25 protein-coding genes and 5 tRNA genes are annotated in these 24,302 nt (G+C 72.6%); 16 read left to right on the forward strand and 14 right to left on the reverse strand.

Features of this window, described 5'->3' with window-relative positions; all coding sequences use genetic code 11:
* Positions 1-10: 10 nt before the first annotated feature.
* The 3 genes from IEY33_RS15060 to IEY33_RS15070 are packed head-to-tail and all read right to left on the reverse strand — an operon-like array spanning position 11 to position 2,981.
* Positions 11-982, reverse strand: a complete 972-nt coding sequence (locus tag IEY33_RS15060; RefSeq protein WP_188964112.1) for a GNAT family N-acetyltransferase — start codon at positions 980-982, stop codon at positions 11-13.
* Entirely contained in the window at positions 979-2,019 is a 1,041-nt protein-coding gene (locus IEY33_RS15065) for a GNAT family N-acetyltransferase (protein WP_188964113.1), read from the reverse strand. The genes IEY33_RS15060 and IEY33_RS15065 overlap by 4 nt, the downstream gene beginning before the upstream one ends.
* On the reverse strand, positions 2,016-2,981 hold the full coding sequence (locus tag IEY33_RS15070) for a GNAT family N-acetyltransferase (RefSeq protein WP_188964114.1): 966 nt from the start codon (positions 2,979-2,981) through the stop codon (positions 2,016-2,018). The genes IEY33_RS15065 and IEY33_RS15070 overlap by 4 nt, the downstream gene beginning before the upstream one ends.
* 104 nt (positions 2,982-3,085) lie before the next feature.
* Between IEY33_RS15070 and IEY33_RS15075 the strand changes: the two genes are divergently transcribed.
* The 6 genes from IEY33_RS15075 to IEY33_RS15100 all read left to right on the forward strand — a co-directional run bounded on the left by IEY33_RS15075 (position 3,086) and on the right by IEY33_RS15100 (position 7,151).
* Positions 3,086-3,745 carry a PIG-L deacetylase family protein gene (locus tag IEY33_RS15075; protein WP_188964115.1) on the forward strand — a complete coding sequence of 220 codons (660 nt, stop codon included), beginning with the start codon at positions 3,086-3,088 and terminating at the stop codon, positions 3,743-3,745.
* A gap of 79 nt (positions 3,746-3,824) precedes the next feature.
* Entirely contained in the window at positions 3,825-4,763 is a 939-nt protein-coding gene (locus IEY33_RS15080; protein ID WP_188964116.1) for an ABC transporter ATP-binding protein, read from the forward strand.
* A gap of 67 nt (positions 4,764-4,830) precedes the next feature.
* Positions 4,831-5,604, forward strand: coding sequence for a DUF2705 family protein (locus IEY33_RS15085; protein ID WP_188964117.1), 774 nt, complete (start codon positions 4,831-4,833; stop codon positions 5,602-5,604).
* 2 nt (positions 5,605-5,606) lie between these two features.
* Positions 5,607-6,125 carry a putative dsRNA-binding protein gene (locus IEY33_RS15090; protein WP_188964118.1) on the forward strand — a complete coding sequence of 173 codons (519 nt, stop codon included), beginning with the start codon at positions 5,607-5,609 and terminating at the stop codon, positions 6,123-6,125.
* Positions 6,122-6,787: an HAD family hydrolase gene (locus IEY33_RS15095; RefSeq protein WP_188964119.1), complete on the forward strand. Its 666-nt coding sequence runs from the start codon at positions 6,122-6,124 to the stop codon at positions 6,785-6,787. The genes IEY33_RS15090 and IEY33_RS15095 overlap by 4 nt, the downstream gene beginning before the upstream one ends.
* A 19-nt stretch (positions 6,788-6,806) precedes the next feature.
* Entirely contained in the window at positions 6,807-7,151 is a 345-nt protein-coding gene (locus tag IEY33_RS15100) for a YraN family protein (protein WP_188964120.1), read from the forward strand.
* Between the two features lie 225 nt (positions 7,152-7,376).
* Here IEY33_RS15100 and IEY33_RS15105 read toward each other — a convergent pair whose 3' ends face one another.
* A complete protein-coding gene (locus IEY33_RS15105; protein ID WP_188964121.1) occupies positions 7,377-9,791 on the reverse strand; it encodes a glycoside hydrolase family 31 protein in 2,415 nt (804 codons plus the stop codon).
* A 40-nt stretch (positions 9,792-9,831) separates the two neighbouring features.
* Complete coding sequence (locus tag IEY33_RS15110; protein ID WP_229671050.1) at positions 9,832-10,404, reverse strand: PadR family transcriptional regulator; 573 nt, start codon at positions 10,402-10,404, stop codon at positions 9,832-9,834.
* A 76-nt stretch (positions 10,405-10,480) separates the two neighbouring features.
* Between IEY33_RS15110 and IEY33_RS15115 the strand changes: the two genes are divergently transcribed.
* Positions 10,481-11,026, forward strand: a complete 546-nt coding sequence (locus tag IEY33_RS15115) for a DUF4188 domain-containing protein (RefSeq protein ID WP_188964123.1) — start codon at positions 10,481-10,483, stop codon at positions 11,024-11,026.
* A 120-nt stretch (positions 11,027-11,146) separates the two neighbouring features.
* Here IEY33_RS15115 and IEY33_RS15120 read toward each other — a convergent pair whose 3' ends face one another.
* The 3 genes from IEY33_RS15120 to IEY33_RS15130 form a co-directional block, all read right to left on the reverse strand.
* Entirely contained in the window at positions 11,147-12,046 is a 900-nt protein-coding gene (locus tag IEY33_RS15120) for an SDR family oxidoreductase (RefSeq protein WP_188964124.1), read from the reverse strand.
* 37 nt (positions 12,047-12,083) lie between these two features.
* On the reverse strand, positions 12,084-12,824 hold the full coding sequence (locus tag IEY33_RS15125) for an enoyl-CoA hydratase-related protein (protein ID WP_188964125.1): 741 nt from the start codon (positions 12,822-12,824) through the stop codon (positions 12,084-12,086).
* 122 nt (positions 12,825-12,946) lie between these two features.
* Positions 12,947-13,031: transfer RNA gene (locus IEY33_RS15130), tRNA-Leu, on the reverse strand.
* Between the two features lie 183 nt (positions 13,032-13,214).
* On the opposite strand from IEY33_RS15130, the gene rpsO reads away from it, so the two are divergent.
* The 3 genes from rpsO to IEY33_RS15145 all read left to right on the forward strand — a co-directional run bounded on the left by rpsO (position 13,215) and on the right by IEY33_RS15145 (position 15,065).
* Entirely contained in the window at positions 13,215-13,511 is a 297-nt protein-coding gene (rpsO, locus tag IEY33_RS15135; protein WP_188964126.1) for a 30S ribosomal protein S15, read from the forward strand.
* A 96-nt stretch (positions 13,512-13,607) separates the two neighbouring features.
* Complete coding sequence (locus tag IEY33_RS15140) at positions 13,608-14,969, forward strand: nitrilase-related carbon-nitrogen hydrolase (RefSeq protein WP_229671051.1); 1,362 nt, start codon at positions 13,608-13,610, stop codon at positions 14,967-14,969.
* Between the two features lie 20 nt (positions 14,970-14,989).
* Positions 14,990-15,065 (forward strand) — tRNA-Ala (locus IEY33_RS15145).
* A gap of 114 nt (positions 15,066-15,179) precedes the next feature.
* On the opposite strand, the gene IEY33_RS15150 is transcribed toward IEY33_RS15145, so the two are convergent.
* The 3 genes from IEY33_RS15150 to IEY33_RS15160 form a co-directional block, all read right to left on the reverse strand.
* Positions 15,180-16,523 carry a hydroxyacid-oxoacid transhydrogenase gene (locus tag IEY33_RS15150; RefSeq protein WP_229671052.1) on the reverse strand — a complete coding sequence of 448 codons (1,344 nt, stop codon included), beginning with the start codon at positions 16,521-16,523 and terminating at the stop codon, positions 15,180-15,182.
* A gap of 129 nt (positions 16,524-16,652) precedes the next feature.
* Positions 16,653-17,423, reverse strand: coding sequence for a polysaccharide deacetylase family protein (locus IEY33_RS15155; protein WP_229671053.1), 771 nt, complete (start codon positions 17,421-17,423; stop codon positions 16,653-16,655).
* A complete protein-coding gene (locus tag IEY33_RS15160; RefSeq protein WP_188964127.1) occupies positions 17,393-18,613 on the reverse strand; it encodes an MFS transporter in 1,221 nt (406 codons plus the stop codon). The genes IEY33_RS15155 and IEY33_RS15160 overlap by 31 nt, the downstream gene beginning before the upstream one ends.
* 41 nt (positions 18,614-18,654) lie before the next feature.
* Here IEY33_RS15160 and IEY33_RS15165 point away from each other — a divergent pair, with 41 nt between their 5' ends.
* Positions 18,655-19,347: a glycosyltransferase family 2 protein gene (locus IEY33_RS15165; RefSeq protein WP_188964128.1), complete on the forward strand. Its 693-nt coding sequence runs from the start codon at positions 18,655-18,657 to the stop codon at positions 19,345-19,347.
* Here the strand turns inward: IEY33_RS15165 and IEY33_RS15170 are convergent.
* Positions 19,298-20,539, reverse strand: coding sequence for a glycosyltransferase (locus IEY33_RS15170; protein WP_188964129.1), 1,242 nt, complete (start codon positions 20,537-20,539; stop codon positions 19,298-19,300). The genes IEY33_RS15165 and IEY33_RS15170 overlap by 50 nt on opposite strands.
* Positions 20,540-20,663: 124 nt before the next feature.
* The gene (locus IEY33_RS19495; RefSeq protein WP_268238842.1) at positions 20,664-20,798 is read right to left on the reverse strand and encodes a hypothetical protein; all 135 of its coding nucleotides are present in this window, start codon (positions 20,796-20,798) and stop codon (positions 20,664-20,666) included.
* 110 nt (positions 20,799-20,908) lie between these two features.
* Here IEY33_RS19495 and IEY33_RS15175 point away from each other — a divergent pair, with 110 nt between their 5' ends.
* The 5 genes from IEY33_RS15175 to IEY33_RS15195 all read left to right on the forward strand — a co-directional run bounded on the left by IEY33_RS15175 (position 20,909) and on the right by IEY33_RS15195 (position 23,358).
* A complete protein-coding gene (locus IEY33_RS15175) occupies positions 20,909-22,075 on the forward strand; it encodes a YkoP family protein (RefSeq protein ID WP_188964130.1) in 1,167 nt (388 codons plus the stop codon).
* Positions 22,076-22,144: 69 nt separating this feature from the next.
* Positions 22,145-22,221: transfer RNA gene (locus IEY33_RS15180), tRNA-Pro, on the forward strand.
* 41 nt (positions 22,222-22,262) lie between these two features.
* Positions 22,263-22,336 (forward strand) — tRNA-Gly (locus IEY33_RS15185).
* Between the two features lie 83 nt (positions 22,337-22,419).
* Positions 22,420-22,496 (forward strand) — tRNA-Arg (locus tag IEY33_RS15190).
* A gap of 94 nt (positions 22,497-22,590) precedes the next feature.
* Entirely contained in the window at positions 22,591-23,358 is a 768-nt protein-coding gene (locus tag IEY33_RS15195; protein WP_229671054.1) for a peptidylprolyl isomerase, read from the forward strand.
* 79 nt (positions 23,359-23,437) lie between these two features.
* Here IEY33_RS15195 and IEY33_RS15200 read toward each other — a convergent pair whose 3' ends face one another.
* Positions 23,438-24,235 (reverse strand): ribonuclease H family protein, encoded by a 798-nt coding sequence (locus tag IEY33_RS15200; RefSeq protein WP_229671055.1) that lies wholly within the window; start codon positions 24,233-24,235, stop codon positions 23,438-23,440.
* Positions 24,236-24,302 lie beyond the last annotated feature (67 nt).

A 24,302-nucleotide genomic window follows, 5' to 3' on the forward strand; every position in this document is an offset into this window, starting at 1 on the left:
GGGGCGGTTCTTACACGCGCCTGCCACCCCGGTGGTGCTCGATCCACGCGACCTCGCGGCGGAAGCCGAGCGCGTCGTTCAGGGCGAGCATGCCGGCGTTGCTGCTGGCGTTCTCGGTGCGGATCTCGGGGGCGTTCAGGGCGGCGGCCACGCGGAGCGCGGCGAGTTTCAGGCTGAGGGCGAGGCCGTGCCTGCGGTGGGCGCGGCGCACGCCGGTCAGGCCGGTGTACAGGTGCGGGCCGTCGGAGCGCCACAGTTCGCTGAGGCCCGCGAAGGTGCCGCTCTCCTCGTGCCGGGCGAGCAGGAACCCTTCCGGCAGCAGGCTGTGGCGGTCCTGGAAGCGCGACGTGAACTGCTCGTAGGGCATGGGGGTGGCGGGTTTCGGGCGCGGCACGTCCTGCCGGACTTCGCTCCACAGGTCGTACACGGCGCGCAGCACGTCGTCCGTCAGGCCGAGGTCCGCGAGGCTGTGCAGGGTGTACCCGGCGGGCAGCGCGGCGCGGTCCGCGAAGGGGGCGGGGTCGAAGGTCGGCACGGCGAGGCGCGACTCGAAGTAATGCGCGCCTTCCCGGAAGCCCTGGCGCGCCAGGAAGTCCAGGCCGCGCCGGTGGTCCTCGCGGGTGATGGCGAGCAGCGCGGTCGGGTGGTGCGGGGCGAGTTCGGCGTGCAGCGCGGCCGCGAGGGCCCGGCCGGTCCCCTGCCCGCGCGCGTCCGGGACGACGTTCACGGTGACGTGGAAGTGCTGCGGGTGGTACATGCCGCTGTGCTGCGTGTAGCCCGCGAAGCCCAGGGGGTGCCCGTCGCGCAGGGCGAGCAGGCGACCGTGCCGCAGGGGGAGCGTGGCGGCGCGCTGGATGTCGTCCTCGAGCGTGAGTGTCTGCACGGTGACGGGGTCGTCGGGCCACACGAGGCTCAGGATGCCTGCCACGGCGGGCAGGTCGTCCGGGGTGGCGGGACGGACCGTGAGGTCGGGGGGTGTCATGGGCGCTCCTGGCTGGGCACCGAGAGGGCGGGGTGTGCGGCGGGCAGTGTGCGCAGCAGGCCGAGCCGGGCCGGTTCGCGGCCGAAGCCGAGCGCGTCGTTGACGCGCAGCATGCCGAGGTTGCCGCTGTGGTTGCTGGTGCGGATCACGGCCCAGCCCGCGTCGCGCGCGGCCGTCATGCTGGCGAGCTTGAGGGCGCGGGCGATGCCCTGTCCGCGGTGCGCGCGCAGCACGCCGGTCATGGCGATCATCAGTTCGTACCGGTCGGCGTTCGGGACGGCGGGTGCGGGCGTGAGCAGGCCCGTGCGGGTGGGTGGGAGCGCGCCGGACGCTTCGAGGGCCGTGAAGCCCAGCGGGTCCGGTCCGTGCCGCGCGACGAACACGAGGTCCGGGTCGAGCGGCGCGAGGAAGGCCGTCAGGTGCTCCAGCGGGAGCGGCGTGTACGTCTCGCCGGGGTCGCGCGGCAGGTCGGCGCGGGCCTCCTCATACAGGGGGTGCAGGCGGGCGTCGGCGTCCGGGACGCTGCGGCGGTACTCGGTGAGGGTGGTGACGGTCATGCCGGGCGGGAGGGGCCGGGCGTGGCGGGCCGCGTCGAAGTGCGCGAGCGGCAGGGTGCGGTCCCAGTAGCGTTCCGTCTCGTGGAAGCCGTGCCGCTGCGCGAACCTCAGCGCGACGGGGTTCGCCTCGCTCACCACGACCTTCAGGCGGGTGGGGGCGTGCGGTTCCAGCGCGGCGCGCAGTGCCGAGGCGAGGCGCGTGGCGACCCCCTGGCCGCGCGCGCCCTGCCGCACCACCAGTTCCAGCCAGAAGCTGCCGGGCGCGCGGGCGCCGAGCGGTTCGAGCAGTTCGGCCGCGCCGATCACCTGCCCGTCCCGCACCGCGACGAGGCGGGCGTGCGCGGCACCCGCAAGGGCCTGCGCCTCGTCCATGCCGCGCAGGATGGCGGGCGTGGCGGGGTTGCCGGGCCGGTCGGCGCTGTACAGGTCCGCCACGCCCGGCAGGTCCTGGGGCGTGGCGGGACGCACCGTGAAGGTCACGGCGTCCCCAGGCGCAGTTCCAGCCGCAGCCGGTCGGGCTGCGGCTGGAAGCCGAGCGCGCGGTTCATGCGGATCATGGCGGTGTTGGGCGGGTCGTTGAAGGTGCGGATCTCGCCGCCTCCCGCCGCCTGCAGGGCCCGCATGGACGCGAGCTTCAGGGCGCGTGCCAGGCCCCGCCCGCGGTACTCGCGCAGCACGCCGGTCATGCCGATGTAGTGGAACCCGCCGGGATTCTCTCCCAGCGTGGTGTACCCCACGTACGGGCCGGTGAGCGGGTCGTCCCGGCGGTCGTCGAGCAGCACGAACGACAGGTGCGGCCGCACGGCCGGGTCCTGCAGTTCCTGCTGCACCCACGCCTCCAGCGGGCGGCGCGTGAGCGTCTGCCCCATCGGCACGTCCTGAAAGAGCAGCCAGTCGAGTTCGTGCAGCCGCGCGTCTCGCTGAGGGTCGCGCGTGAGGGCGTCGAGCGTCTCCAGGCGCAGGTGCCCCAGGTCTGGCATGGCAGTCAGGTCGGCGTGCGCGGTGTGCAGCCGGAACTCGTGCCGCCGCCACGTCTCCTGCCAGCCGCGCGCCTGCAGGAAGCCCAGGCCGGGCGCGTCCGTCTCGCTGAGCATGGTGCGGACCTCACGCGCGCCGCGCTCCTGCACGATCTGCAGGAAGTCGCGGTACAGGGCGGCCCCCACGCCCTGGCGGCGCGCGTCCGGGTGGACCTGCAGGTTCGCCCAGTACCGCCACGGTTCGAAGGCGAAGTCGTCGTGCCCGACGCCCATCACGGCCAGCAGGTGCCCGCCGCGCTCGGCGACGAGCGACGTGAAGTACAGGGCCGGGTCGCGGTGCTCGTGCTCGTGCCGCAGCAGTTCGGCCGTCACGGGCCATTCGGGGTTGCTGGCGCTCAGGACGGCAGCGGCGGCCGCGTAGTCGTCCGGGAAGCGCACCGGGCGGATGAGGAGGTCGGGCGTCATGCCTCATGGTGCGCCGGGACCGGCCCGCGCTGCATCCGCCATCTGGCGTGGAAGGCGAGCCGCGTCCCGGTTCGCGCGGGCGGGGTCGTCGTATCCTGACCGGCATGACGACCCCGCGTCCCCGGCTGCTGCTCATCGTTCCTCACCCTGACGACGAGGTGTACGGCGCGTCCGGCACCCTGATGGAGTACGTGGAGGCGGGCGACACGGTCGGCCTGGTCACGCTCACGAAGGGCGAGGCGGGCCGCACGCTGGGCCTCGCGGACGGCCCGGAGGAACTCGGGCGGATCCGGGAGGTGGAGCTGCGCGCGTGCCTGGACGTGATCGGCGTGCAGATCCACGAGCACATGAGCTTCCCCGACAAGTACCTGAAGGACGAGCCGTTCGGGCCGCTGGTGCAGGTGGCGCTGGACGCGATGCGCCGCCACCGCCCGCAGACGGTCCTGACCTTCCCCCCGAACGGCAGCAACGGCCACCCGGACCACGTGACCACGCACCGCGCCGTGAAGGCCGCGTGGGACCTCCTGCCGGAGGCGGAACGCCCGGCCCTGTGGTACTACGCGAGCCCCACCCCGCCCGAGAACGAGGCGCTGCTGGCCGAGTACCTGCCGCCCAACGTGACGCGCGACGTGACCCGCTACGTGACGCGGAAACTGACGGCCATCGCGTGCCACCGCACGCAGGCGCTCAGCACGGTGGACTTCATGCGCAAGGCCGCCGACCGCATCACGCAGGAGACCTTCCACGAGGTGCGCCCCGCCTGACGCGGCAGCCCCCCGTCCCCCCCGGCCGGGGGCCGATGTGTAATGTGAGCGAAGCTCAAGGTGCGCTAGGCTGTACGGCGTGACCAAGACCGTTGCTCCCGCGCCCAGCGCCATCGAGGTGCGCGGCCTCCACAAGAGATACCGCGACGCCGTGGTGCTGGAGGACGTGAATCTCAGCGTCAAGCCCGGCGAGGTGTACGCCCTGACCGGCCCGAACGGTGCGGGCAAGACGACCCTCATCCGTACCCTGACGGGCCTCGCCTTTCCCACCCGGGGCAAGGTGTTCCTGATGGGCCGCAACGTCCACGAGGACGGCCCGCGCGCCCGCGCGTACCTGGGCGCGGTGGTGGAGGCGCCCGCACGGTTCTACCCGCAGTTCAGCGGCACCGAGAACCTCAACATGCACGCGCAGCTGGCCGCGATGGCGCCCAACGGCGTGCGCGTCAGCCGCGACCGCATCCGCGAGGTGCTGGCCCTGCTGGAACTGACGCGCATGGCAGACCGCAAGGTGGGCGAGTACTCGCTCGGGCAGCGGCAGCGGCTGGGCGTGGCGGCCGCCATGCTGGCCGAACCGAAGGTGCTGATCCTGGACGAGCCGACGAGCGGCCTCGACCCGCTCGGCATCAACCTCATCCACCGCATCGTGACGAGCCTCGCCACGAGCGGCTGCGCCGTCATCCTGTCCACGCACCACCTGCGGGAGATCTCCACGTACGCGCACACGGTCGGCATCCTGACGGGCGGCCGCATGGTGGACCACGTGGACCTGCGCAGCCGTCAGGCCGCGTACCGCTTCCGGGTGGACGACCCGCAGGGCGCGGCGGAACTGCTGGAGCGCCTGCCGTTCGTGCGTCGCGCCACGTCGCGCACGCCGTACGCGGTGGCGCACCTGGGCGGCGAGTCGCGCGTGCCGGAAGCGCTGTCGGCGCTGCATCAGGGCGGCATCCGCGTGTACGAGGCCACCCCCGACCACTTCGACCTCTACGAGTACTACCGCGAACGGGTGGAACAGGCATGACGAAGCACCGACCCCTCCAGACCCAGCCCTTCCCTCCCCTGCGGCCCGCGCGCCCGGCGGTGACGGCATGCTGACGCTCCTCACGCTCGAACTGCGCAAACTGCTCGGCGCGCGCAGCGTCCGGATCGCCATCGTGATCTGCTTCCTGCTCCCGTGGATCTGGTCGCTCGCGCCGAGACTGCAGCAGGTGTACGGCCTGGTCCTCACGAGCGGCTTCCAGGTCCCCGCCATCTCGCTCATCACGAGCGTGCAGTTCGTGCTGCCGCTGTTCGTGGCGCTCAGCTGCGCCGAGATGATCGGCACGGAGGTCGCGCAGGGCACGCTGGCGCCGCTGCTGCTGCGCCCCATCGACCGCAACCGCGTGATCCTCTCGAAGCTCCTCACGGCGCTCGTGTACCCGGCGCTGCTGCTGCTGGTGCTGCTCGTCGGGAGTTTCCTGGCGGGCCTGCGGCTCGGGTACGGGGACTTCGTGGGCGGCAGCGGACTGGGGCCGGGCGGCTTCATCGGTCAGGGCGCCCTGTCGTCCGGCGTGGCGTTCGCGCAGGTGCTGCGCGGGTACCTGCTGGGCGCGCTCGTGATGGCGCCCATCGCGGCGCTCGCCATGCTGTTCGGCGTGGCGTTCCTGAACACGGCGGCCGCGGCGCTCGCCACCATCGCCACCCTGCAGATCATGCGGCTGCTGACGGTGTTCCCGGAGGGCTTCCAGCAGATCCTGCTGACCACGCACCTCGACCTGTTCCTGCGTCAGGGCAACATCACGCAGTCGATCATCCTGCTCGTGATCTACACGGTCGGCTTCTGCCTGCTGTCGATCTTCGCCTTCGACCGCCGGGACGTGTGAGCGTGAACGGCCAGCCGGACGCGGCGCGCGACAGCAACGCCAAGGGGGACCTGATCGCGGCGTGCCGCACGCTGGGCCTGCCGGACCCCGGCTTCGTGAACGAGGCGGACGGTCCCGGTCACGCGCCGTCCTTCCGCACGACGGTCCTGGTGGGCGAGCGCGTGCTGGGGCGCGGGGCGGGCCGCAGCAAGCGGGACGCGGAACGCGCCGCGAGCCTGGAGGCGCTCGGCGTCCTGCAGGGCGAGCGGCACGACCGCCGCGCACCTGCCGCCGCCGTGCCTCCGGCAACCGGACCCGCAGCGAACGTACCCGCAGCAACAGTACCCGCAGTGACCGCGCCCGCAGCGGCGAGCGTGACGCGCTGGCCCGTGTACGCGGACGTGCTGTCCCAGGCGCTGCTCGTCGCGCACGAACGCAACGAGGACGGCCCCCTGGCCGACGTCGCGCGGGACGCCGCCGCCCTGTACTGCCAGCTGCTCGCCGCGCTCGGACACGCACCGGACCCCCAGGAGACACCGTGACCCCCACCCCCGCCCCGCGCGCCGTCCTGTTCGACATGGACGGCGTCCTGACCGACAACAACCACTTCCACCGGCTCGCGTGGAAGGAACTCGCGCTGGAACTGCTGGGCCTGGACCTCAGCGAACACGACCTCGACACCAAGGTGGACGGCGGACGCAACCCCGAGATCATCGAGCGCCTCACCGGGCAGGTGCCGGACGCGGACCTCGCGGAGCACTTCCATCACGCCAAGGAGGCCCGCTACCGGCAGCTCGCGCAAGGGCAGCTGCAGCCGATACCGGGCCTCGCGGAGTACCTGACGGGCCTGCGTGACCTGGGCATCCCGGCCGTGATCGTGACGAGCGCCGACCACGTCAACACCGATTTCGCGCTCGGCGCGCTGGAGATCGCGCACTTCTTCGCCGGACGCATCCTGGGCGAGAGCGTGCAGCGCGGCAAGCCCGACCCGCAGCCGTACGTGATGGGCGCGCAGCTCCTGAACCTCGACCCGCGCGACTGCCTCGCGCACGAGGACGCCGTGAACGGGGTCCGCAGCGCCGCCGGGGCCGGGTGCCGCGTCGTGGCGCTCAGCACCACGCAGGCCGAGCCGGTCCTGATCGCGGCGGGCGCGGCGCAGGTCGTGCCGGACTTCCGGGCGTGGCGCGCGTGGCTCGGCCGCTGACCGGCAGGCACACGCGGCCGTGAAGGGCGCGCACGCCGAGGACCGCGCCCTCGCGCACCTGCTCGCGGCGGGCCACACGCTGCTCGCCCGCAACTACCGCGTGCCGGGCGGCGAGCTGGACCTCGTGACGCTGGACGGGCCGGTCACGGTGTTCACGGAAGTCCGGCAGCGGCGCGGCGTGGCGCACGGCAGCGCGCTGGAGAGCGTCACGCCGCGCAAGGTGGCGCTGCTGCGCCGCGCGGCCCTGACGTACCTGACGCGCGAGCACGGCCGGGACGACCTGCCATGCCGCTTCGACGTGATCGTCGTGCAGGGCGACGAACGCAGCGGGCCGCTCACGCACCTGCAGAACGCCCTCGACTGAGCGGGACGCCCGGCCTGACGGTCTGCCCGGACACCTGATTACGGTTTTGATCCGATTCCAGGGATGCCGGAAACAGCACCGTCATCCCTTCTTGGGCAGAACGGACGCCCTGCAGGACGCCTGCCCGCTTCCATCTCCTCCAAACCGTATTTGTTGGCACTCGCTTCGCTCGGCTGAACTCTACAAGTTCAGCTCAAAACCGTATGATCTGCCCGGACGCCGGGTTTACCGCTCGCCCGTCAGGATGCTGATCTCGGTCCAGCCTTCCGGCAGCGTGACGCGCAGCAGGCCGTCCTCGAAGCGGTGGCTGCGGGCGCCCTGCACGTCCGTCACGGCGTCCAGGCCCGTCAGGTGCAGCTGTTCGGTGCGGACGGTGCGGGGCAGGTCGCCTTCCTCCTGACGGCCGATCACGAGGCGCGTGCCGCTGCGTTCCGCCCACAGGCGCGTCAGGCGGTGCGGGCCGTGGCCCTCGCCGTCGTCCTCGTACAGTGTGCCCTGCAGGCCGTCCGGTCCGGCGTGCGCGAGCCACGAGAGGCGCTCCCAGCGGGCGTGCGTGGTGTGCGGCGCGGTGTCGGTGAGCGGCACGGCGTGCCCGGCGCGCAGGTAGATGGGCAGGGTGTTGAGGGCCGCGTGCGCCGTGACGCTGCGCTGGCCGTCGTGCGTGTCGCCGAAGGCGGAGAGGTTGAAGGTCTCGGTCCAGCGGTCCGTGCCGGGCAGGTACACCTGGCGCTGCGCGGTGTTGGCGTGCAGGACGGGCGCGACGAGCAGGCCCTCGCCGAGCAGGTAGCTGCTGGCCTCGGTGCGGGCCTGCGGGTCCTGCGGGTGGTGCAGGGCCAGGGGCCGCAGGGGCGGGAGGGCGCCGGTGGTGGCCTGGTGCGTCAGGGTGTACAGGTGCGGCAGGAGCCGGTAACGCATCTGGAGAGCCTCGCGGATCACGCTGAGGTACGGTTCCCCGAAGCGCCACGGTTCCTGGTAGGCGGTGAAGTTGCTGGCGTGGTTGCGCAGGAAGGCGTACCCGAGGGCCGCCTGGTACCAGCGGGCGAGCAGTTCGCCGCTGCTGTCGAGGTCGAAGCCGCCCACGTCCGGCGCGCTGAAGGGAATGCCGCTCAGGCCGAGGCCCATCAGCATGGGGAGGCTGAGCTGCAGGTGCGACCAGCGGGAGGCGTTGTCGCCGGTCCACACGGCGGCGGAACGCTGGATGCCTGCCGCGCCGGCGCGCGTGAGGATGAAGGGCCGCACGGCGGGCGCGTGGCGGGCGTAGCCGGTGCGGGCCGCTTCGGCCATGCCGTTGGCGTACACGTTGTGCATTTCAAGGTGCGTGCGGTTGCCGTGCCGCGCGTCGTACGGGAGGGTCTTGCCTTCGGTGTACTGCTGGCCGACGTTGAAGCCCGTGATGCCGAGCGTGCTGGGCGTGCCGCGCAGGCTGAAGTTGGCGGGTTCGTTCATGTCGTTCCACTGCCCGGTGATGCCGAGGTCCGTGAAGCGTTTGTGCAGGTCCGCCCACCAGTCCTGCACGGGCGGGCGCGTGAAGTCCGGGAAGGCGGCCGGGTCGGGCCACACCTCGCCGAGCAGCACGTCGCCGCGCGCGGTGCGGACCATGTGGTCGGCGGCGGTGCCGCTCGCGTACACGTCGTAGCCGGGTTCGGCCTTCACGCCGGGGTCCACGATGGGCACGAGGTGCACGCCGGCCTCGCGGGCCTCCTTCACGAGGGCGGCCGGGTCGGGGTAGCGGCTGTTGTCCCAGGTCCAGACCTTGTAGGCGTCCATGTAGTCGATGTCGAGGTACACGCTGTCGAGCGGCAGGTCGTGCTCCCGGTACGCGGCGATGATGCTGCGGATCTCGTCGGCGGACTTGTAGCCCCAGCGGGACTGCCCGGCGCCCAGCGACCAGAGGGGCGGGAGGGGCGCGTGGCCGGTCAGGTCGGCGTAGCGGCGCAGGACGCCCTGCGGGGTGGGGCCCTGCAGGACGTACAGGTCGAGTTCCTGTCCGGCGCTCGTGAGGGTGAGGCGGGTGGGGTCGCGGCGGGCGACGTCGATCTCGCTGCGCCAGGATTCGTCCATGAACAGGCCGTGCGCCTGGCCCTGCGGGGTGAGGACGGTCGTGAACGGCACGGTGAGGTGCATGGGGTCGGTGTCGAGGTGGTGCGGGAAGCAGTCGGTGTTCCAGAAGGTGAGGTGCATGCCGCGCTTGTCGAGCGGCCCGACCTTCTGCCCGAAGCCCAGGTAACTGTGCGCGGGCGGGGCGTGCAGGGCGGCGGTGCGGCGGCGGACGGGGTCCGGGGTGGTCGTCCAGTCGTGCAGTTCGGCGAGGGTGCGGCCGGGCGTGCCGTCGTCGTGGAGTTCCTGCACGCGAATATGCCCGGTCGCCTGCGTCACGGTGACGCTCAGGCCGCCGCCCGTGAGGCACCACTCGCCCGGCTGGGCCGTGCCGGGCGTGAGCGGCAGGGGCGCGGGGCGGTTCGGGGCGAGCATGGCGCTCACCTTGGGCGGCAGGTGCGGGTACGTCATGTAGGCGTCCCTGGCGCCGGCCGCGAGGCGGATACGGAGCACGCCGGGCGCGGCGCAGCTCAGTTCCAGTACGTCCGTGTCTCCCCAGGCCCGGTGGTGGGCGCCGTCCTGCCGCAGCGTGTGCAATCTCACGCGGGCAGTGTAGCGGGTCCGGAGGGTGGTCCGGTCGGCGTCAGGACGGTGTGGCGGGTGCGGCGCTGCCGTCCTGCACTTCGGTCCAGAAGGCGATGCTGGCGCGTTCGTACAGCAGGCCCATACGGAGCGGCTGGACCTGCTCAGGGCCGGGCAGGCAGGAGGTCAGGTGGGCGTGCAGGCGCTCGTACTCCGCGAGGCGCGCGCGGTGCAGGGCGAGCTGCTCGGCGGCCAGGGCGGTCACGGCGTGCGCTTCGCCGTGCGCGCTGAAGAAGAGTTTCAGGAGGCCCAGGTCGCGCAGTTCGGGAAAGTCGGCGGGCTGGGCCAGCCACGCGCGCAGGGCGACGAGGCCCGCCGGGGTGACGTGGTACGTGCGGCGGCGGCGCCCGCCGTCCTCCTGCGCCTCCTGCAGCAGGCCGAGGGCCGACAGGCGTTGCGGTTCGGCGTACAGCTGCGAGCGCGGGAAGGTCCAGAAGAAGCCGACGGATTCGTCCGCCCAGCGTTTGAGGTCGTAGGAGGTGCCGGGGCCGTTCTGGGCGAGGAGGCCCAGCACGATGTACGCGGAGGGTCCGAGGGCCGGTTCGGGGGGCGGGGCGGGGCTTGCGGCGGTCACGCAGGGAGTATACACTCACTTCAGACCGTCCAGACTGGACCATTCGAGTTGAATGGTCGGCGGCCAGGAGCGCAGCATGACCCATTCCCCCACGGCCCCCTCCCCGGACACCACAGCCGCCCCCCAGACCCCCGCCCTCCCCGGCCACGCCCGCCGCCCCGTCCGGCTCGCCGCCGAGATCGACGGGGACTTCGTGGTGTTCATCATTGGCTTCCGCATCCGGCAGTGGTGGCGCCTGGACGTGTGGCTGCCGGTGTTCCTCGCCATGCCCAGGATGCTGACGGAACTGGCCCGCCAGCCGGAACTCGGCCTGCTGGGCGGCCAGAACGCGGGCCTGACCCTCATCCAGTACTGGCGCAGCACCGAGCACCTGAACGCCTACGCCCGCGCCCGCGAGCACCAGCACCTTCCCGCGTGGCGCGCCTTCAACCTCAAGGCGCGCGCGGCGGCCGGAGCGGTCGGCATCTGGCACGAGACGTACCGCGTCGCGGCCGGTCAGTACGAGGCCGTGTACGTGGACATGCCCGCCTCCGGACTGGGCCGCGCGGGCCGTCTCGTCCCGGCCACCGGGCGACGCGAGACGGCCGCCGGACGCCTGAGCGGCGAACCCACCCCCTCCTGACCCGCCCGGAACCCGGGAACAACCGGACCCCAGCAAAGAAGCGGCGGGACTGAAGATGCACTTCAGTCCCGCCGCGCCCTGTCCCGGGCGGGTGGCTGCTTCCTGCGCGCCTCTCCCGGATCAGTCCGGTTTCTGAGCGGCCTGCGATTCCTGGGCGGCCTGTTTCGCCTGCGCTTCCTGCATGCCAAGCATCATCTGGTACTGCGGCGCGCCGCCCAGCATGTTCTGCCCGCCGTCCACCGGCAGGATCACGCCCGTCACGTAGCTGGCCGCGTCGCTCACCAGGAACAGCGCCGCGTTCGCGATGTCCTGCGGCACGCCGAACCGCCCGAGCGGCACGGTGCGCGTGAACTGCGCGCGGGTCCGTTCGTCCGGCGCGAGGCGCGCCATGCCTTCCGTCCCGTCGATCGGGCCGGGAATGATGGCGTTCACGCGCACGCCGCGCAGGCCCCACTCGATGGCGAGCGTCTGCGTGAGCGCGTCCACGCCCGCCTTGGCGGCCACCACGTGCGCCTGCATCGGGACCGGCACGCCGTACGCGCTGATGCTCAGGATGTTGCCGCCCGGCACGGCCAGGTGCGGCGCGCACGCCTTGATGGTGTGGTACGTGCCGAGCAGGTCGATGTCGATCACGGTCTTGAACCCGTTGGGGCTGATGCCGTCCACCGGGGCGGGGAAATTCCCGGCGGCGCCCGCCAGCACGATGTCGTAGCGGCCGTGCGCGTCCACGCCCGCCTGCGCGGCCGCCTGCATGGCCGCGAAGTCGCGCACGTCGGCCGACACGCCGATGGCGCGCCCGCCCGCGTCCACGATGCCCTGCGCGGCCCGCTGCGCCTTCTCCAGGTTCCGCCCGAGGATGGTGACGGCGCAGCCGTGCGCGGCGAAGCTCTGCGCGATGCCGAGGTTGATGCCGCTCCCGCCGCCCGTGATCAGGGCGTGCTTCCCGGCGAGCAGGTCCGGGCGGAAGGTGCTGGAGGCGGGGTGCGGCTGGTTGTTGGGGGTGCGGGTGGGGTTCGTCATGGCGTTCTCCGGAGGGGGCTGAGTGGGGCGGGTGGGGTCAGCGGCGCAGCAGGGCGGTGATGGCGTCGGCCGTCATGTGCTCGGCGTTCCAGTCGACGGCCTGCATCAGGCTCTCGTGGTGCGGCAGGGCAGCGTTCAGGACGCGTTTGGTTCCTTCGAGCGCGCGGGGCGGCAGGGCCGCGAGGTGCTGCGCGAGGGCGGCAGCACGCGCGAACAGCGCGTCCGGGGTGGCGTGCACCTCGGTGACGAGGCCGATGCGTTCGGCGGTGCGGGCGCCGATGGGTTCGCCGGTCAGCGCGAGCTGCCGCGTCCAGCCCTGGCCGACGATGCCGGGCAGGCGCTGCAGGCCGCCCAGGTCGGCGGCGATCCCGAGGCGCACTTCCGGCAGGCTGAAGCGGGCGTCCTCGCTGCACAGGCGGATGTCGGCGGCACTGATGAGTTCCGTGCCCGCCCCGATGCACCAGCCGTGCACGGCCGCGATGACCGGGATGGGGAGCGCGGCGACGCCCTCGAAGGCGGCGTGCATGGGGGCCACCTGCGCGCGGAACAGGTCGCGGTTCCCGAGCGCCTCGCCGAGCCCGGCGGCGGACGCCTTGACGTCCAGGCCCGCGCTGAAGAGTTCCTGCCCGCGCAGGATGAGGACGCGGGCGTCCCCGAGGGCGGCGGTGGCGCGCTGCAGTTCGGGCCAGAAGGTGGGGCCCATGCTGCCTTTCTTGGACACGATGGTCAGGGTGGCCACCTCACCCTCGCGGGTGAGACGGAGCGTCTCGAAGTTCATACCCGGAGTGTACCCCGGCCCGGTGGACCCGGTACAAGAATGCGCGGCAGCCCGGACCTATGGGCGGGGAAACAAGACGATTACAGGGTCACTGCCGAAGCCGTGACCCTGCAATCGTGGTGTGGTGCTGAAGATGGGACTTGAACCCACACGCCTCGCGGCGCTAGCACCTCAAGCTAGTGCGTCTACCAATTCCGCCACCTCAGCACACCCGCAGCACCTTCCGGCGCGCGGCCCCTGGTAAGAGGGCCAGAAAAGTTTAGGGTCGGTCGGGCGTTTTGTCAATTGCCCTGACCGGGTCGCGGGTGGTACACTTCCTCTTGCCGCCGCCGAGGGTCGAGGTCTTCTCTGGCTCTGGCGCGCGAGACTACGCAACACGAGAGGCACAACATGAGCTACAACCAGGGATACCAGGACAAGAAGGGCGGCATCATCAAGGAGCACGCCAAGGGCAACAGCGACACCGGCAGCACCGCCGTGCAGATCGCCCTCCTCACCGAGCGCATCCAGAACCTCGCCCGTCACCTGGGCACCAACAAGAAGGACAAGCACGGCCAGCGCGGCCTGCAGCTGATGAACGGCCAGCGCCGCCGTCTGCTGAAGTACATGGAGCGCACCGACTACGACGGCTACATCGCCCTGACGGACAAGCTCTCCATCCGCCGCGGCCAGCGCATCGTCAAGTAACCCCACCGCGACCTCAGGTCGTCCGGACAGGTTCTGCCCGCACCACTCCTCCGGGGGTGGTGTTTTTTGTGGCGTGGTGTCGGGTACGCTCTGGGCGTGACTTCTGACTCGGCGGGCGGCGGGACGCGGCAGGTGCGGGCGGTGGCGGTACAGCCGAAGTGGAGCGCGGACGCGTTCCTGACGGGCGCGCGGTTCCGGGCGTGGATGTCCGGGCAGCTGGTGGCGGCGCGCCCTCACCTGCGGCCGGGCGGGACGAACCTGGTGGTGCTGACGGAACTGAACGGCCTGCCGCTGGTGCTGCGCGGCGGGTGGCTGGCGGCACGCACGGGCCGCTTCGAGTGGGCGGCCGCGCTGCTGTTCGTGCATCACCTGCCGAGCGTGCTGCCCCTCATGCTGCGGGAACGGGTGTCGCCCGTGCGGGCCCTGCAGCTGGCGGGCGCGGACGCGAACGTCGCCCTGTACCTCGACACCTGCCGGGACCTGGCGCGCGAGTACGGCGTGTATCTCGTGTGCGGCAGCGTCCCCATGCCGGAGTACCGCGTGCGGGGCGGGCGGGTGCGGCGGGCGGGGTCGGCGCTGCGCAACCAGACGGTGATGCTCGCGCCGGACGGGTCACTGGTCGGCGCGACGAGCAAGGTGCACCTCACGCCGGACGAGGAGGGCGGCGGGGTGGACCTGTCGCCCGGCCGTCTGGAGGACGTGCGCGTGTACGGCACCCCGGCGGGCGAGCTGGGCGTGGCGATCAGCCTGGACGCGTTCCGCGCGGACGTGATCTCGCGGCTGGAGCGGCTGGGGTGCACGGTGCTGCTGCAGCCGGACGCGAACGGCAGCCCGTGGACGGGCCTGGAAGGCATCTACCCGGAGGGGCAGGCGCCGCGCGATCAGCCGCTCGCGTGGCTGGAGAGCGCCTGGCAGGTGACGGCCACGTCCCGGCAGATCCGGTACGCGGTGAATCCGATGGTGGTCGGGAACCTGCTGGACCTGACCTTCGACGGGCAGAGCGCCATCACCGGCCCGGCCGACGAGGCGCCCGCCGCGCGCGGGTACGTGATGACGCCGCCCCGGCCCGGGTTCCTGGCGCTCATGCCGTGGGTGACGCCGGACGGGCCGCGGGACGCGCTGCGGGCGCTGGGGAAGCGGTTGCGGGCCGGGAGCGGCGACGCGCGTGAGAACGGGTACGTGACGGGCGTGCTGCACGCCGACCTGCACCTGCCGTCCCCTCCCCCGCCGCCCGCCTCGCTGCCGCAGGGGGGCATGGATGACCCGGCGTGGCGGGAGGACGAGCGGGCACTGGCGGCCTACCTGCGCGGCGAGGCACGCTTCGCGCCGAGTGGACCGCTGCGGCTGATGGGCGGCTGGTGGCCGCTGGCGCTGCTGCCGGTGCTGCTGTGGGCCGCGCGGCAGGTCATGGGACGCGTGCAGCACACGCGGGCAGTTGACAGAACAGGGAAGCGCTGATACTCTATCTGAGCTTGAGCGGGGCCATGGCGCAGCTGGGAGCGCGTCTGAATGGCATTCAGAAGGTCAGCGGTTCGATCCCGCTTGGCTCCACCAAGAAGAAGAAGGGCCGGAATCATGGATTCCGGCCCTTCTTGTTGATCGCCTCTTCCCCGCTCGCAGACGTGCCGGGCGGGGACCACACCCCACCGCCCGGCAGCGCAGGTCGGATCACCAGTTGTGCATGGAGTCGCGCAGGATGCCTTCCAGGTCCTGCGCGGTCGGCATCTTCGGGGCGACGGCCAGCAGACGCTGCTGCTTGAGGGCCCCCTCGACTAGGGCGGGCAGGTCGTCCTCGCCGTACCCGAGTTCCGCCACGCCGCTCGGCGCGCCGATGTCGCGCATCAGGGCGATCAATGCGTTCGGGAGGGCGTCGCGGTCGCCGGGCGCGTACGTCTCGCCGGTCAGGCAGGTCGCGGCCTGCAGGTGCCGTTCGGGCGCGGCGTCGAAGGTGAAACGGAAGCTGGCGGGCGCCGTCACGATCACGGAGAAGCCGTGCGGGACGAACAGCTTCGTGCCGGGGTAGCCGGGATGGCGGTACGTGTGCCGCAGGCCCGCGATGGGGTACGCGCAGCTGTGCGGGATGTGCACGCCGGCCGAGCCGAAGCCGACGCCGGCCATGGTGGCACTCAGCATCATGAAGCCGCGCGCCTCCACGTCGTCGTCGCTGGCGACGGCGCGCCGCAGGTACTGCCCGCCGTAGCGGAGCGCCTGACTGGACCACAGGTCCGCGACGGGGTTGCTGCCCTGATAGGGGGGTCGGTCGTCGGGCGTGGCGGGGCGGGGGCGGGTGGTGTACGGGCGGCTCAGGAAGCTCTCTGCGGCGTGGCACACCACGTCCAGGCCCGCCGAGGCGATCACGGCGGAGGGCGCGGTGCGCGTCAGTTCGGGGTCCACGATGGCCTGCGCGGGCCGCATGGTGCGGTGGCTGATGCCGGTCTTGAGGTGCAGTTCGGGAATGTCGAGGATGGCGACGGTGGTGGCCTCGCTGCCGCTGCCGGGCGTGGTGGGAATGGCGAGCAGGGGCCGCAGCGCGGAGGGCGGTTTGCGGCCCCCGCCGACCGGGGGGTTCACGTAGTCCATGATCTCGCCGCCGTGCGTGCTGACGAGGTTCGCGACCTTCGCGGTGTCGATGGCGCTCCCACCGCCGATGGCCGCGAAGCCGTCCACGCGGGCCTCGCGGGCAGCGTGCACGGCGCGCGCGAAGGCGTGGATGCTGGGTTCGGTGTCCACGTCGTCGTACTCGACGAGGTCGACGCCCGCGTCCCGCATGCGCTGCAGGATGGGGTCGGCCACGCCGCGCGCGCGCACTTCGGGGTCCACGACCACGAAGGCGCGCGTCACGCCGAGCCGCCGCAGTTCCCATCCGGCGTCGTGGGCGGCGCCCGCCCCGAACTTGACGGGGGTCGCCTCGATGGTGAAGATCGTCTCGTGCGGCCCGGCCGTCTGGTGGTCCTCGGCCGTGGGGGTCGTCTCGCTGCTGGCTGGAACGCTGATGGGAACCTCCTGCGTCACGGGACGCCGAGTGGTGGGGTGGGGCCTGCCGGGGCAGTCCCGGTGCGGGAACGGGTGTTCAGGGGGATGCTAACACCTTCCGGCGCGTCCCGCTCGCTTCCCCGCTGTGCCCTGGTGGCGGCGGGCGTGTCAGCGTGAGGTGGGGGCGCGCCACATGGCGTGCAGGCGCCGCCAGCCGTCCCGCAGGCCGATACGGCCGGGCGGGAGGTCGTTCAGCAGGACGGGCCGCAGGCCGCGTTCCTGCAGGGCAGGCAGCAGCGTCACGAGGAGCGCGCGGGTGCGTTCGGCGCGTCCGGCGTCCGGGCCGTCGTGCAGCAGGATCACGTCGCCCGCCCGGACGGTGCGGAGCAGGTCGAGGGCGAGCGTGTGGCCGTCCTGCGGGAGCCAGTCGCGGGACTCGGCGCTCCACAGGGCGACGCGCGCCCCGGCGAGGCGCGTGAGGAGGCGCGTGAACGGCGAGTGCCCGCCCCAGGGGGGCCGGTACAGTCGGCCGGGCCGGGCGGGGTCGGGGTGCCACGAGACGTGCCGCGCCTCCTGCCAGGGCGTGAGGGTCAGGGCGTGGCGGTGCGTGAGGCCGTGCGATTCCAGCTGGTGCCCGGCGTCCCGCATGGCCTGCAGGGCGTGCGGGTCGCGGCGGACGCGCTCGCCGGTCAGGAAGAAGGTGGCCTGCGTGCCGTGCCGGGCGAGCAGGTCGAGCAGGTCGGGCGTGAAGGGGCTGGGGCCGTCGTCGAAGGTCAGGGCGACGCGCGGCGCGCCCGGCTCCGGGCGTGCACCGAGCGCGCCGAGGCCCAGCTGCCGTCCGAGCAGGTCGGCGGCAAGGACGCTGCCGCCCAGCAGGCCGAGCAGGCCCCACGCGGCCGCGCGGCGCGTCACTCCGGGGCCGCCGCGCGGCGCGGCCACAGGTACACGCTGGCCGTCAGCACGAACAGGCCCGCGCCCACCAGGAACGGCGCGCTCATCCCGAGGCGGTCCCAGGCGAAGGTGCCGAGCAGCGGTCCGCTCGCCATGCCGACGTTCTCGGCCGTCATCACGACGCCCCAGCTGGCCGCGCGTCCCTCCTGCGGCAGCAGGCCCGCGACGAGGCCGCCCCAGCCGGGCAGCAGGCACGCGTACCCCACGCCGAGCACGGCGGCCAGCACGAAGTACATCCACAGGGGCGGCATGGTCGCCATCAGGGCCAGTCCGGCGGCGGCGAGCAGCAGGCCCAGGGTCAACATGGGGCGCGCCCCGTAGCGCGTGGTGAGGCGGCCCGTGACGCCCAGCAGCGCGTACGCGGTGCCCGCCCCGGCCACCAGCAGGCCGCCCAGCCCCCACTGCCCGAGCCCCATGTGTTCCGTGAACGGCGTGATGACGGGCCCCAGCAGGCTCAGCGCGAGCGTCTGCACGAGGGCCGCCGGGATCAGGAAGGCGAGCGTGCGGCGCAGACTGACGGGCGCGGCCGCGCGGCGCGGCGTGTCGGGCCGCAGCGGTCCGGCCTTCAGGGTGAAGCTCAGCAGGAACGCGAGGCCCTGCACGGCGAGCAGCACCGCGAGCGGCCACCCGCCGATGTCGTGCAGCCGCGACGCGGAGTTGCTGTCCGCGAAGTGCACGCTGGCGAGCGCGCCGATCCCCAGGAAGCCGATGCCGGTGAAGGGGCCAGCCGCGACGCTCACGAGCGACACGGCGCGCGGCTGCGCGTCCTCCGGCGCGAGGACGCTGGAGAGCGTCATCACGGCGGGCCACAGCGGGCTGATGGCCGCGCCGTGCAGCGCCGCGAGCGCCACGAGGGCCAGCGTGGTCGGCGCGAACGGCATGGCGAACACCGTCAGGACACTCACGAGCGCCCCGACGGCCAGCACGGGCCGCAGCCCGAAGCGTTCCACGAGGTGCCCGCCCGGCGAGCGGCACAGGGTGTCCGCGCCGTAGTGCACCGTCCACGCGAGGCCCGCCGCCGTGAGCGGCAGCTTCTCGGCGGCGAGCTGCTGCGGCAGGAACCCCACGTACAGGCCCGTACGGACGAGTTCGCACAGGCCGAGCAGCAGCAGGGCGCGCAGCATCAGGCCGTTGCGGCCCGGCCCCCACGGGAGGCTCGCCTGCAGGCGCTTCAGCACCGTGGCGCTCCGGTGCCGTGCGGGCGCGCTACCCTGACCGCGTGAAGCGCAGATGGACGGTCGTGATTCCCGCCCGCAACGAGCAGGAGGTGCTGCCCGCCCTGCTGGCGGCCCTTCAGCGGCAGACGTTCCCGCCCGACGAGGTGATCGTGGTGGACAACGGCAGCACCGACGGCACGGCCGACGTGGCCGCCCGTCACGGGGCGCGCGTGCTGCACTGCGCGCGGCCCGGCGTGGCGTTCGCGCGGCAGGCGGGGCTGGAGGCCGCGCATGGCGAGTGGGTCGCGACGACCGACGCGGACTCCGAACCGGACGCGGCGTGGCTGGCGACGCTGGACGCGGCGGTGCGGCCCGGCACGGTGGCGCTGTACGGCCCGATGCAGTTCCTGCCGTTGCCGGGGCGCGTCAGCGTGCGCGCCGCCCGCCTGAGCGGCGTGGGGTACCGGGCGTTCCTGCGGGTGATGTCGCTGCTGGGGCAGCCGAACTGCGGCGGGGCGAACATGGCGTTCACGCGGGAGGCCGCGCTGCTCGCGGGCGGGTACCCGGCCGTCGAGGCGCGCGAGGACATCCTGCTGGGGCTGGCGTTGAAGCGGCTGGGACGGGTGGAGTACGTGGCGGGTGCGTGGGTTCACACGTCGGCCCGTCGCCTGAGTCGCGGCTGGGCGGCGTTCCTGTGGCAGCACATCAGAAACCTCGCAGGCCGTACTTCCGGGTATTTCGACCGTTCGCCTTAGCGTACGTGCCGTCCGGCACCAGCAGCCCGCCGTAATCCGCGCCGGCCGAACGCCAGCCCTGCTGCGACAGCGACTGCAGGTAGATGTCGAGCATCTGCTCGGCCATCTTGCTGGAGCTGAAGCGCCGCGCGAACTGCCGCGCGCCCGCCGACATGGTCGCCAGGGCCGCCGGGTCCGCGAGCAGCGCAGACGTGTGCGCCGCGAGGGCCGCCCAGTCGCCGCTCGCGACGAGCTGCCCGCTGACGCCCGGCTCCACGCCGCCCAGCGTGCCCTCGGCGCCCACCGCGACGACCGGCACGCCCATCGTCTGCGCCTCGGCCAGCACCAGCCCCTGCGTTTCCGTGTCGGACCCGAACAGGAACAGTTCCGCCTGCCGGTAGTACGCGCCGATCGTCGCGAGCGGCACCGGCCCGTAGAACGTGACGTGCTCCGCCAGCCCCAGGCCGCGCGCCTGCTCGCGCAGGTACTCCAGCTGCGGCCCCTCACCGATCAGGACGAGGTGCGCGTCGTGCTGCTCCCGCACCCGCGCGAGCGCCTGGAACACCAGCTCGTGCCGCTTCTCGAAACCGAGCCGCCCGATGCTCAGCAGGCGCCGCTTCCCGGCCGGCCAGGGCGACGCCACGTCCGGCGCGTCCTGCAGCAGCGACTCGTCGATGCCGGTCGGCAGGACCACGCTCGGGCGGTAGATGCCGTAACTGGGCAGCATGTCGCGGCTCGCCTCGGTGGGCGCCACCACCAGGTCCGCCTTCTCGTAGAAGCGCCGCACGATGCGCGTCAGCACGCCCGCGTGCCGCTCCAGCGTGCTCATGCCGGGAATGTAGTGCGCGTAATGCTCCAGGTGCGTGTGGAAGGTCGAGATGTGCGGGATGTCCCAGCGTTTCGCGAGCCGCGCGCCCCAGAATCCGATCGCGCCGGGCGTGTGCGTGTGCACCAGATCGAACTGCCCGGACAGGCGGCGCCGCGTCGGGAAGGCGAGGCGCTGGCGCGGCAGGGCGGGATTCACCATGCTCGGCAGCCGGACCACGCCGTGCAGCGTCTCCGGGTCGAGGTAATCCGGGAATCTCGGCGCGACGATCACCGCACGGTGCCCGCGTCGGCGCAGCTCGCGCTGAAGCAGCAGCACGCTGGTGGACACGCCGTTCGGGTCCGGCAGGAACACGTCCGTCAGCAGGCCGATCCGGAGGCTTCTCATGCTGCACTTCCCATGGCGGTCCTCCTGGAGGCGCGGCCCTGCAGGGCCGGCCGGGCCGGGGCACTTCCGGCCGGGCCACGGTCCTCCCACACTGGGACCGGCAGAACATCAAGTCGGCGCGACATCAACACAGGCCCCCAGAATACAGGTTCCGGCACCGGACCTGCACGCGCAGGCGTTCCCGGCCCGTCCCGGCGGGCAGGCGCGGCCCCGCCTGCAGCGGCAGGCCGACCACGGGAAGGAACGTCAGGCGGGTCATGATGGGGGGTGGGGACGGACAGTGCATCGCTCCTGGCCCAGTCTCGCAGGCCAACATGAGAAGTCTCACCCCGCGCGGGCCGGGGCGTGCCGCTCTATACTCCGGCTGTTTTGTCAGCGTCCCGCCATCCCCTGCGCGTCCTCACCCTGCCGCTGCTGGGCGTGGGCACGTGGCTCGCGTGGCAGCTCGCCGTGACCGCGCAGAGCCGCGCGCACTTCGGCGTGCTCCGCGAGGGACAGGGCGGGCAGGTGAAGATCGGGCTGGGCGTCACCCTGCCCGCCGCGCCCGCCGCCCGCGAGGCGCTGCTCGCGGCACTGGACGGCACGCCCGTCACGCTGTTCGTGCACACCCGCGACCTGAGCGCCCTGCAGGCCCACCCCCGGCCCGGCACCCCGCACGAACTGGCGCTCGGCGCGCCCGCCCGGCATGACCTGCCACGCGCCCGGCACGCCCTCCAGCAGCGCTCACCGGACCGGCCCGTCACGCTGCTGCGGCCGGACACCTACACGCCCACCACCGCCCGCCGCGCCCGCCACGCCCAGCTCCGGCCCGTATGGCGCGGCCCGACCGGCACGCCAGACGACCTGCTCGCCGCGGCCGAACCGGGCGGCCTCCTGAACCTCGACGGCCTCATGCCCGACCAGGTCCGCGCCCTGACCACCGAACTGCGCGCCCGCGGGTACCAGCCCTCCCCCATCAGCGACCTGAACGCCCTGCGCAGCGAAACGCCGCGCGGCCTGCTGCAACGCCTGTACCGCCGCACCTTCGACGCGCACTTCGACCGGCAGCACCACACCCTCCCCCTCACGCAACGCCCCCGCGCGCTCTTCCGAGTCAGCGCCAGACCCTACGACGGCCCCGCCATCCAGCGGCCCGAAGCGCCCGCCATCCCGCCCGGCACGCCCGCCGCCGAACTGCACATCTACAGCAAACGCCTCGTCGCGATCGCCGAACTGAGCGCCCTGACCGGCCTGCGCGCCGTGCAGACCTCCCTGCACGACGTCGCACACACCCTCGAAACGCACCCCGACTACCGGGACGCGCAACTCGTGTACGCCCTCACCATCTTCGCAGGCGTGCTCGGCCCGCTCGGCTTCCGCAGCCAGCCGCTCCCCGACCGCCGCCAGGCCCGCGTGATGGCCGTGTTCTTCAACCTGCTCCGCATCCTGTACGGCGCCAAGAACGCCGGCGAACACGTCCGCGAACCCGAAATCATCTGGATGACCCGCAGCGACCTCCTGAACCGCTACGGCAGCGCCCGCACCCGCCGCCGCTGAACACCCGAGCTTGCCAGCACCCCCCACTTCGCCTATACTGGACCGGCGTGTGACGGCTGCACTGCAAGGCGAGGCGTAGCGCAGTTTGGTAGCGCACTTGGTTTGGGACCAAGGGGTCGCTGGTTCGAATCCAGTCGCCTCGACCACAACAACCCACCCGGACGCACCCGCGCCCCGGACACAACCCGCGAGATTGGTGTAGTGGTAGCACAGCAGCCTTCCAAGCTTCTGGCCTCGGTTCGAATCCGTGATCTCGCTCCAGCAGCGGCCTCCACCCGGAGGCCCGCTCCATTTTCACCCCCGCCCCCACCTGCTAGCATGCTCACGGCCACCCGGCCCACCCCGCACCCTTAGCTCAGCTGGATAGAGCAACCGCCTTCTAAGCGGTCGGTCGCAGGTTCGAATCCTGCAGGGTGCACCACCTTCCACCCCGTCCCTGGCGGGGTGTTTCTGTCGGGTGGGGGGGTGCGGGCGGCGCGGGTGAACGCTCACCGGAGTTCGCTAGACTGGGGGGCGTGAAACCTGCCGCTGTCACTGCCCTCATGGCCGTCCTGACCCTCTCTCTGGTGGCATGCAAGAAGGATGCCGTTGCCGCCGACACCTCCAAGCCCGCCGATGCGGCGGCCACGCCCGCGAAGCCCGCAGCGGCGACCGTGAGCACGCCGGGCGCGATTCCGGCCGGGTTCACGCTGGTGCCGTTCGTGAGTGCGCAGCCGGTGCACAAGTTCACGTCGGAGCCCGCGCGGACCCTGAAGGACGGCGTGGATTACTACGCGCTGATCGATACGAGCAAGGGGCAGATCCTGACGGACCTGTACGAGGGCAAGACGCCCGTCACGGTGAACAATTTCGTGACGCTGGCCCGCAACCACTACTACGACGGGATTCTGTTCCACCGGGTGCTGGACGGGTTCATGGGGCAGACGGGCGACCCGAACACGCTGGACGCCGCAAAGAAGGAGACGTGGGGGCAGGGCGGGCCGGGGTACAGCTTCCCGGACGAGATCCGGCAGAGCCTGAAGTTCGACGCGCCGGGTGAGCTGGCCATGGCGAACAGCGGGCCGAACACGAACGGGTCGCAGTTCTTCATCACGTTCGCGCCTGCGGATTTCCTGGACGGGAAGTACAACCTGTTCGGGAAGGTCGTGAAGGGTGAAGACGTGCTGGCGAAGCTGACGCGGACCGCGAACCCGGATCAGAGCACGGGGCAGGAGGTGCCGATCGAGGGGGCGACGCCCGACAAGATCCTGAGCGTGCGGATCCTGAGCAAGAACGGCAGCTGAGGAAGGCGGTGAGTACGGGGGCGGGCCTGGAGTGTGTCCCAGGCCCGCCCCGCCGCGTGTGGTTGGTGTGGCGTCCGGCTCAGACGGCGTCGAAGAGGACGGTGACGTTGAGCGCCTGCGCGGCCTGCCGGGCGGCCTGCACGGCGTCGCGCGCCTCGCCTTCCAGGGCGCGGAGGGGTTTCGTCCAGATGGCCTGCGCGACGGCGGACGCGCGGCGCAGGAGCAGCACCTCGTCCTGCTGCGCGAGGCTGACCGCGCCGAGCAGCGCCTGTGCGCTCGGGGGGAGCGGCGCGGCCGGGTCGAGCGGCAGGTCGAGGCGCACGCGTTCCCCGGCGCGCCGCAGGTGGATGGTCGCCTCGGCCCGCCAGTGCGCCTGCGTGATGACGGCTTCCGCGCTGATCTGCACGGTTCCTTCCGGTGGGAGGGGCGTGCCGGGCGGGGCGCGGCGCGCTTCGTTGGCGAGGTCGTGCGCGGCGCGCATGTGCCTGCGGTCGCGCCGTTCGCGCACGAGGTGCAGGGCCGTGCCGCGCGCCTGCGCTTCCTGCCGGATGCGGGCCGCGAGGTTGTCCTGCGGGGCGCTGAGGCTCCCGAGGCGGATGCTGCGCAGGGTGCTGGTGTTGTCGGAGTGCACGGTGAGCGGCTCGCCGGGCGGCGCGTGCCTCAGCGCTTCGAGCACGGCGCGCAGTTCGGCGGCGTTGTTGTCCTCGGCGCCGCTGGGGCCGGGCGTGCTGCCGGGGTCGATGCGGCCCTGCAGGCGCCGTGGCGGGTGGCCGGGCTGCAGGAACACCATGCCCCAGCCCGCGCCGAGCGGCAGGGGGTCCGGGCCGTTCGCGTCCTGCGGGGCGCTGTAACTGCCGTCCACGTACGCGTGGTTCATGTGCAGCAGCATAGGTCAGCGGGCCGCGCGGGACATGGGCACAATCACCTATCCTTCTATACTGACC

The organism is Deinococcus aquiradiocola (genome assembly GCF_014646915.1).
In the GTDB taxonomy this organism is placed as follows: domain Bacteria; phylum Deinococcota; class Deinococci; order Deinococcales; family Deinococcaceae; genus Deinococcus; species Deinococcus aquiradiocola.

Excerpts from the sequence above, each read along its gene's own strand:
- rpsO (WP_188964126.1), top strand. The coding sequence starts at position 13,215 with ATGAGCTACAACCAGGGATACCAGGACAAGAAGGGCGGCATCATCAAG.
- IEY33_RS15200 (WP_229671055.1), bottom strand. The coding sequence starts at position 24,235 with ATGAACCACGCGTACGTGGACGGCAGTTACAGCGCCCCGCAGGACGCG.
- IEY33_RS19495 (WP_268238842.1), bottom strand. The coding sequence starts at position 20,798 with ATGACCCGCCTGACGTTCCTTCCCGTGGTCGGCCTGCCGCTGCAGGCG.
- IEY33_RS15085 (WP_188964117.1), top strand. The coding sequence starts at position 4,831 with ATGCTGACGCTCCTCACGCTCGAACTGCGCAAACTGCTCGGCGCGCGC.
- IEY33_RS15170 (WP_188964129.1), bottom strand. The coding sequence starts at position 20,539 with ATGAGAAGCCTCCGGATCGGCCTGCTGACGGACGTGTTCCTGCCGGAC.
- IEY33_RS15060 (WP_188964112.1), bottom strand. The coding sequence starts at position 982 with ATGACACCCCCCGACCTCACGGTCCGTCCCGCCACCCCGGACGACCTG.
- IEY33_RS15125 (WP_188964125.1), bottom strand. The coding sequence starts at position 12,824 with ATGAACTTCGAGACGCTCCGTCTCACCCGCGAGGGTGAGGTGGCCACC.
- IEY33_RS15120 (WP_188964124.1), bottom strand. The coding sequence starts at position 12,046 with ATGACGAACCCCACCCGCACCCCCAACAACCAGCCGCACCCCGCCTCC.
- IEY33_RS15075 (WP_188964115.1), top strand. The coding sequence starts at position 3,086 with ATGACGACCCCGCGTCCCCGGCTGCTGCTCATCGTTCCTCACCCTGAC.
- IEY33_RS15115 (WP_188964123.1), top strand. The coding sequence starts at position 10,481 with ATGACCCATTCCCCCACGGCCCCCTCCCCGGACACCACAGCCGCCCCC.
- IEY33_RS15070 (WP_188964114.1), bottom strand. The coding sequence starts at position 2,981 with ATGACGCCCGACCTCCTCATCCGCCCGGTGCGCTTCCCGGACGACTAC.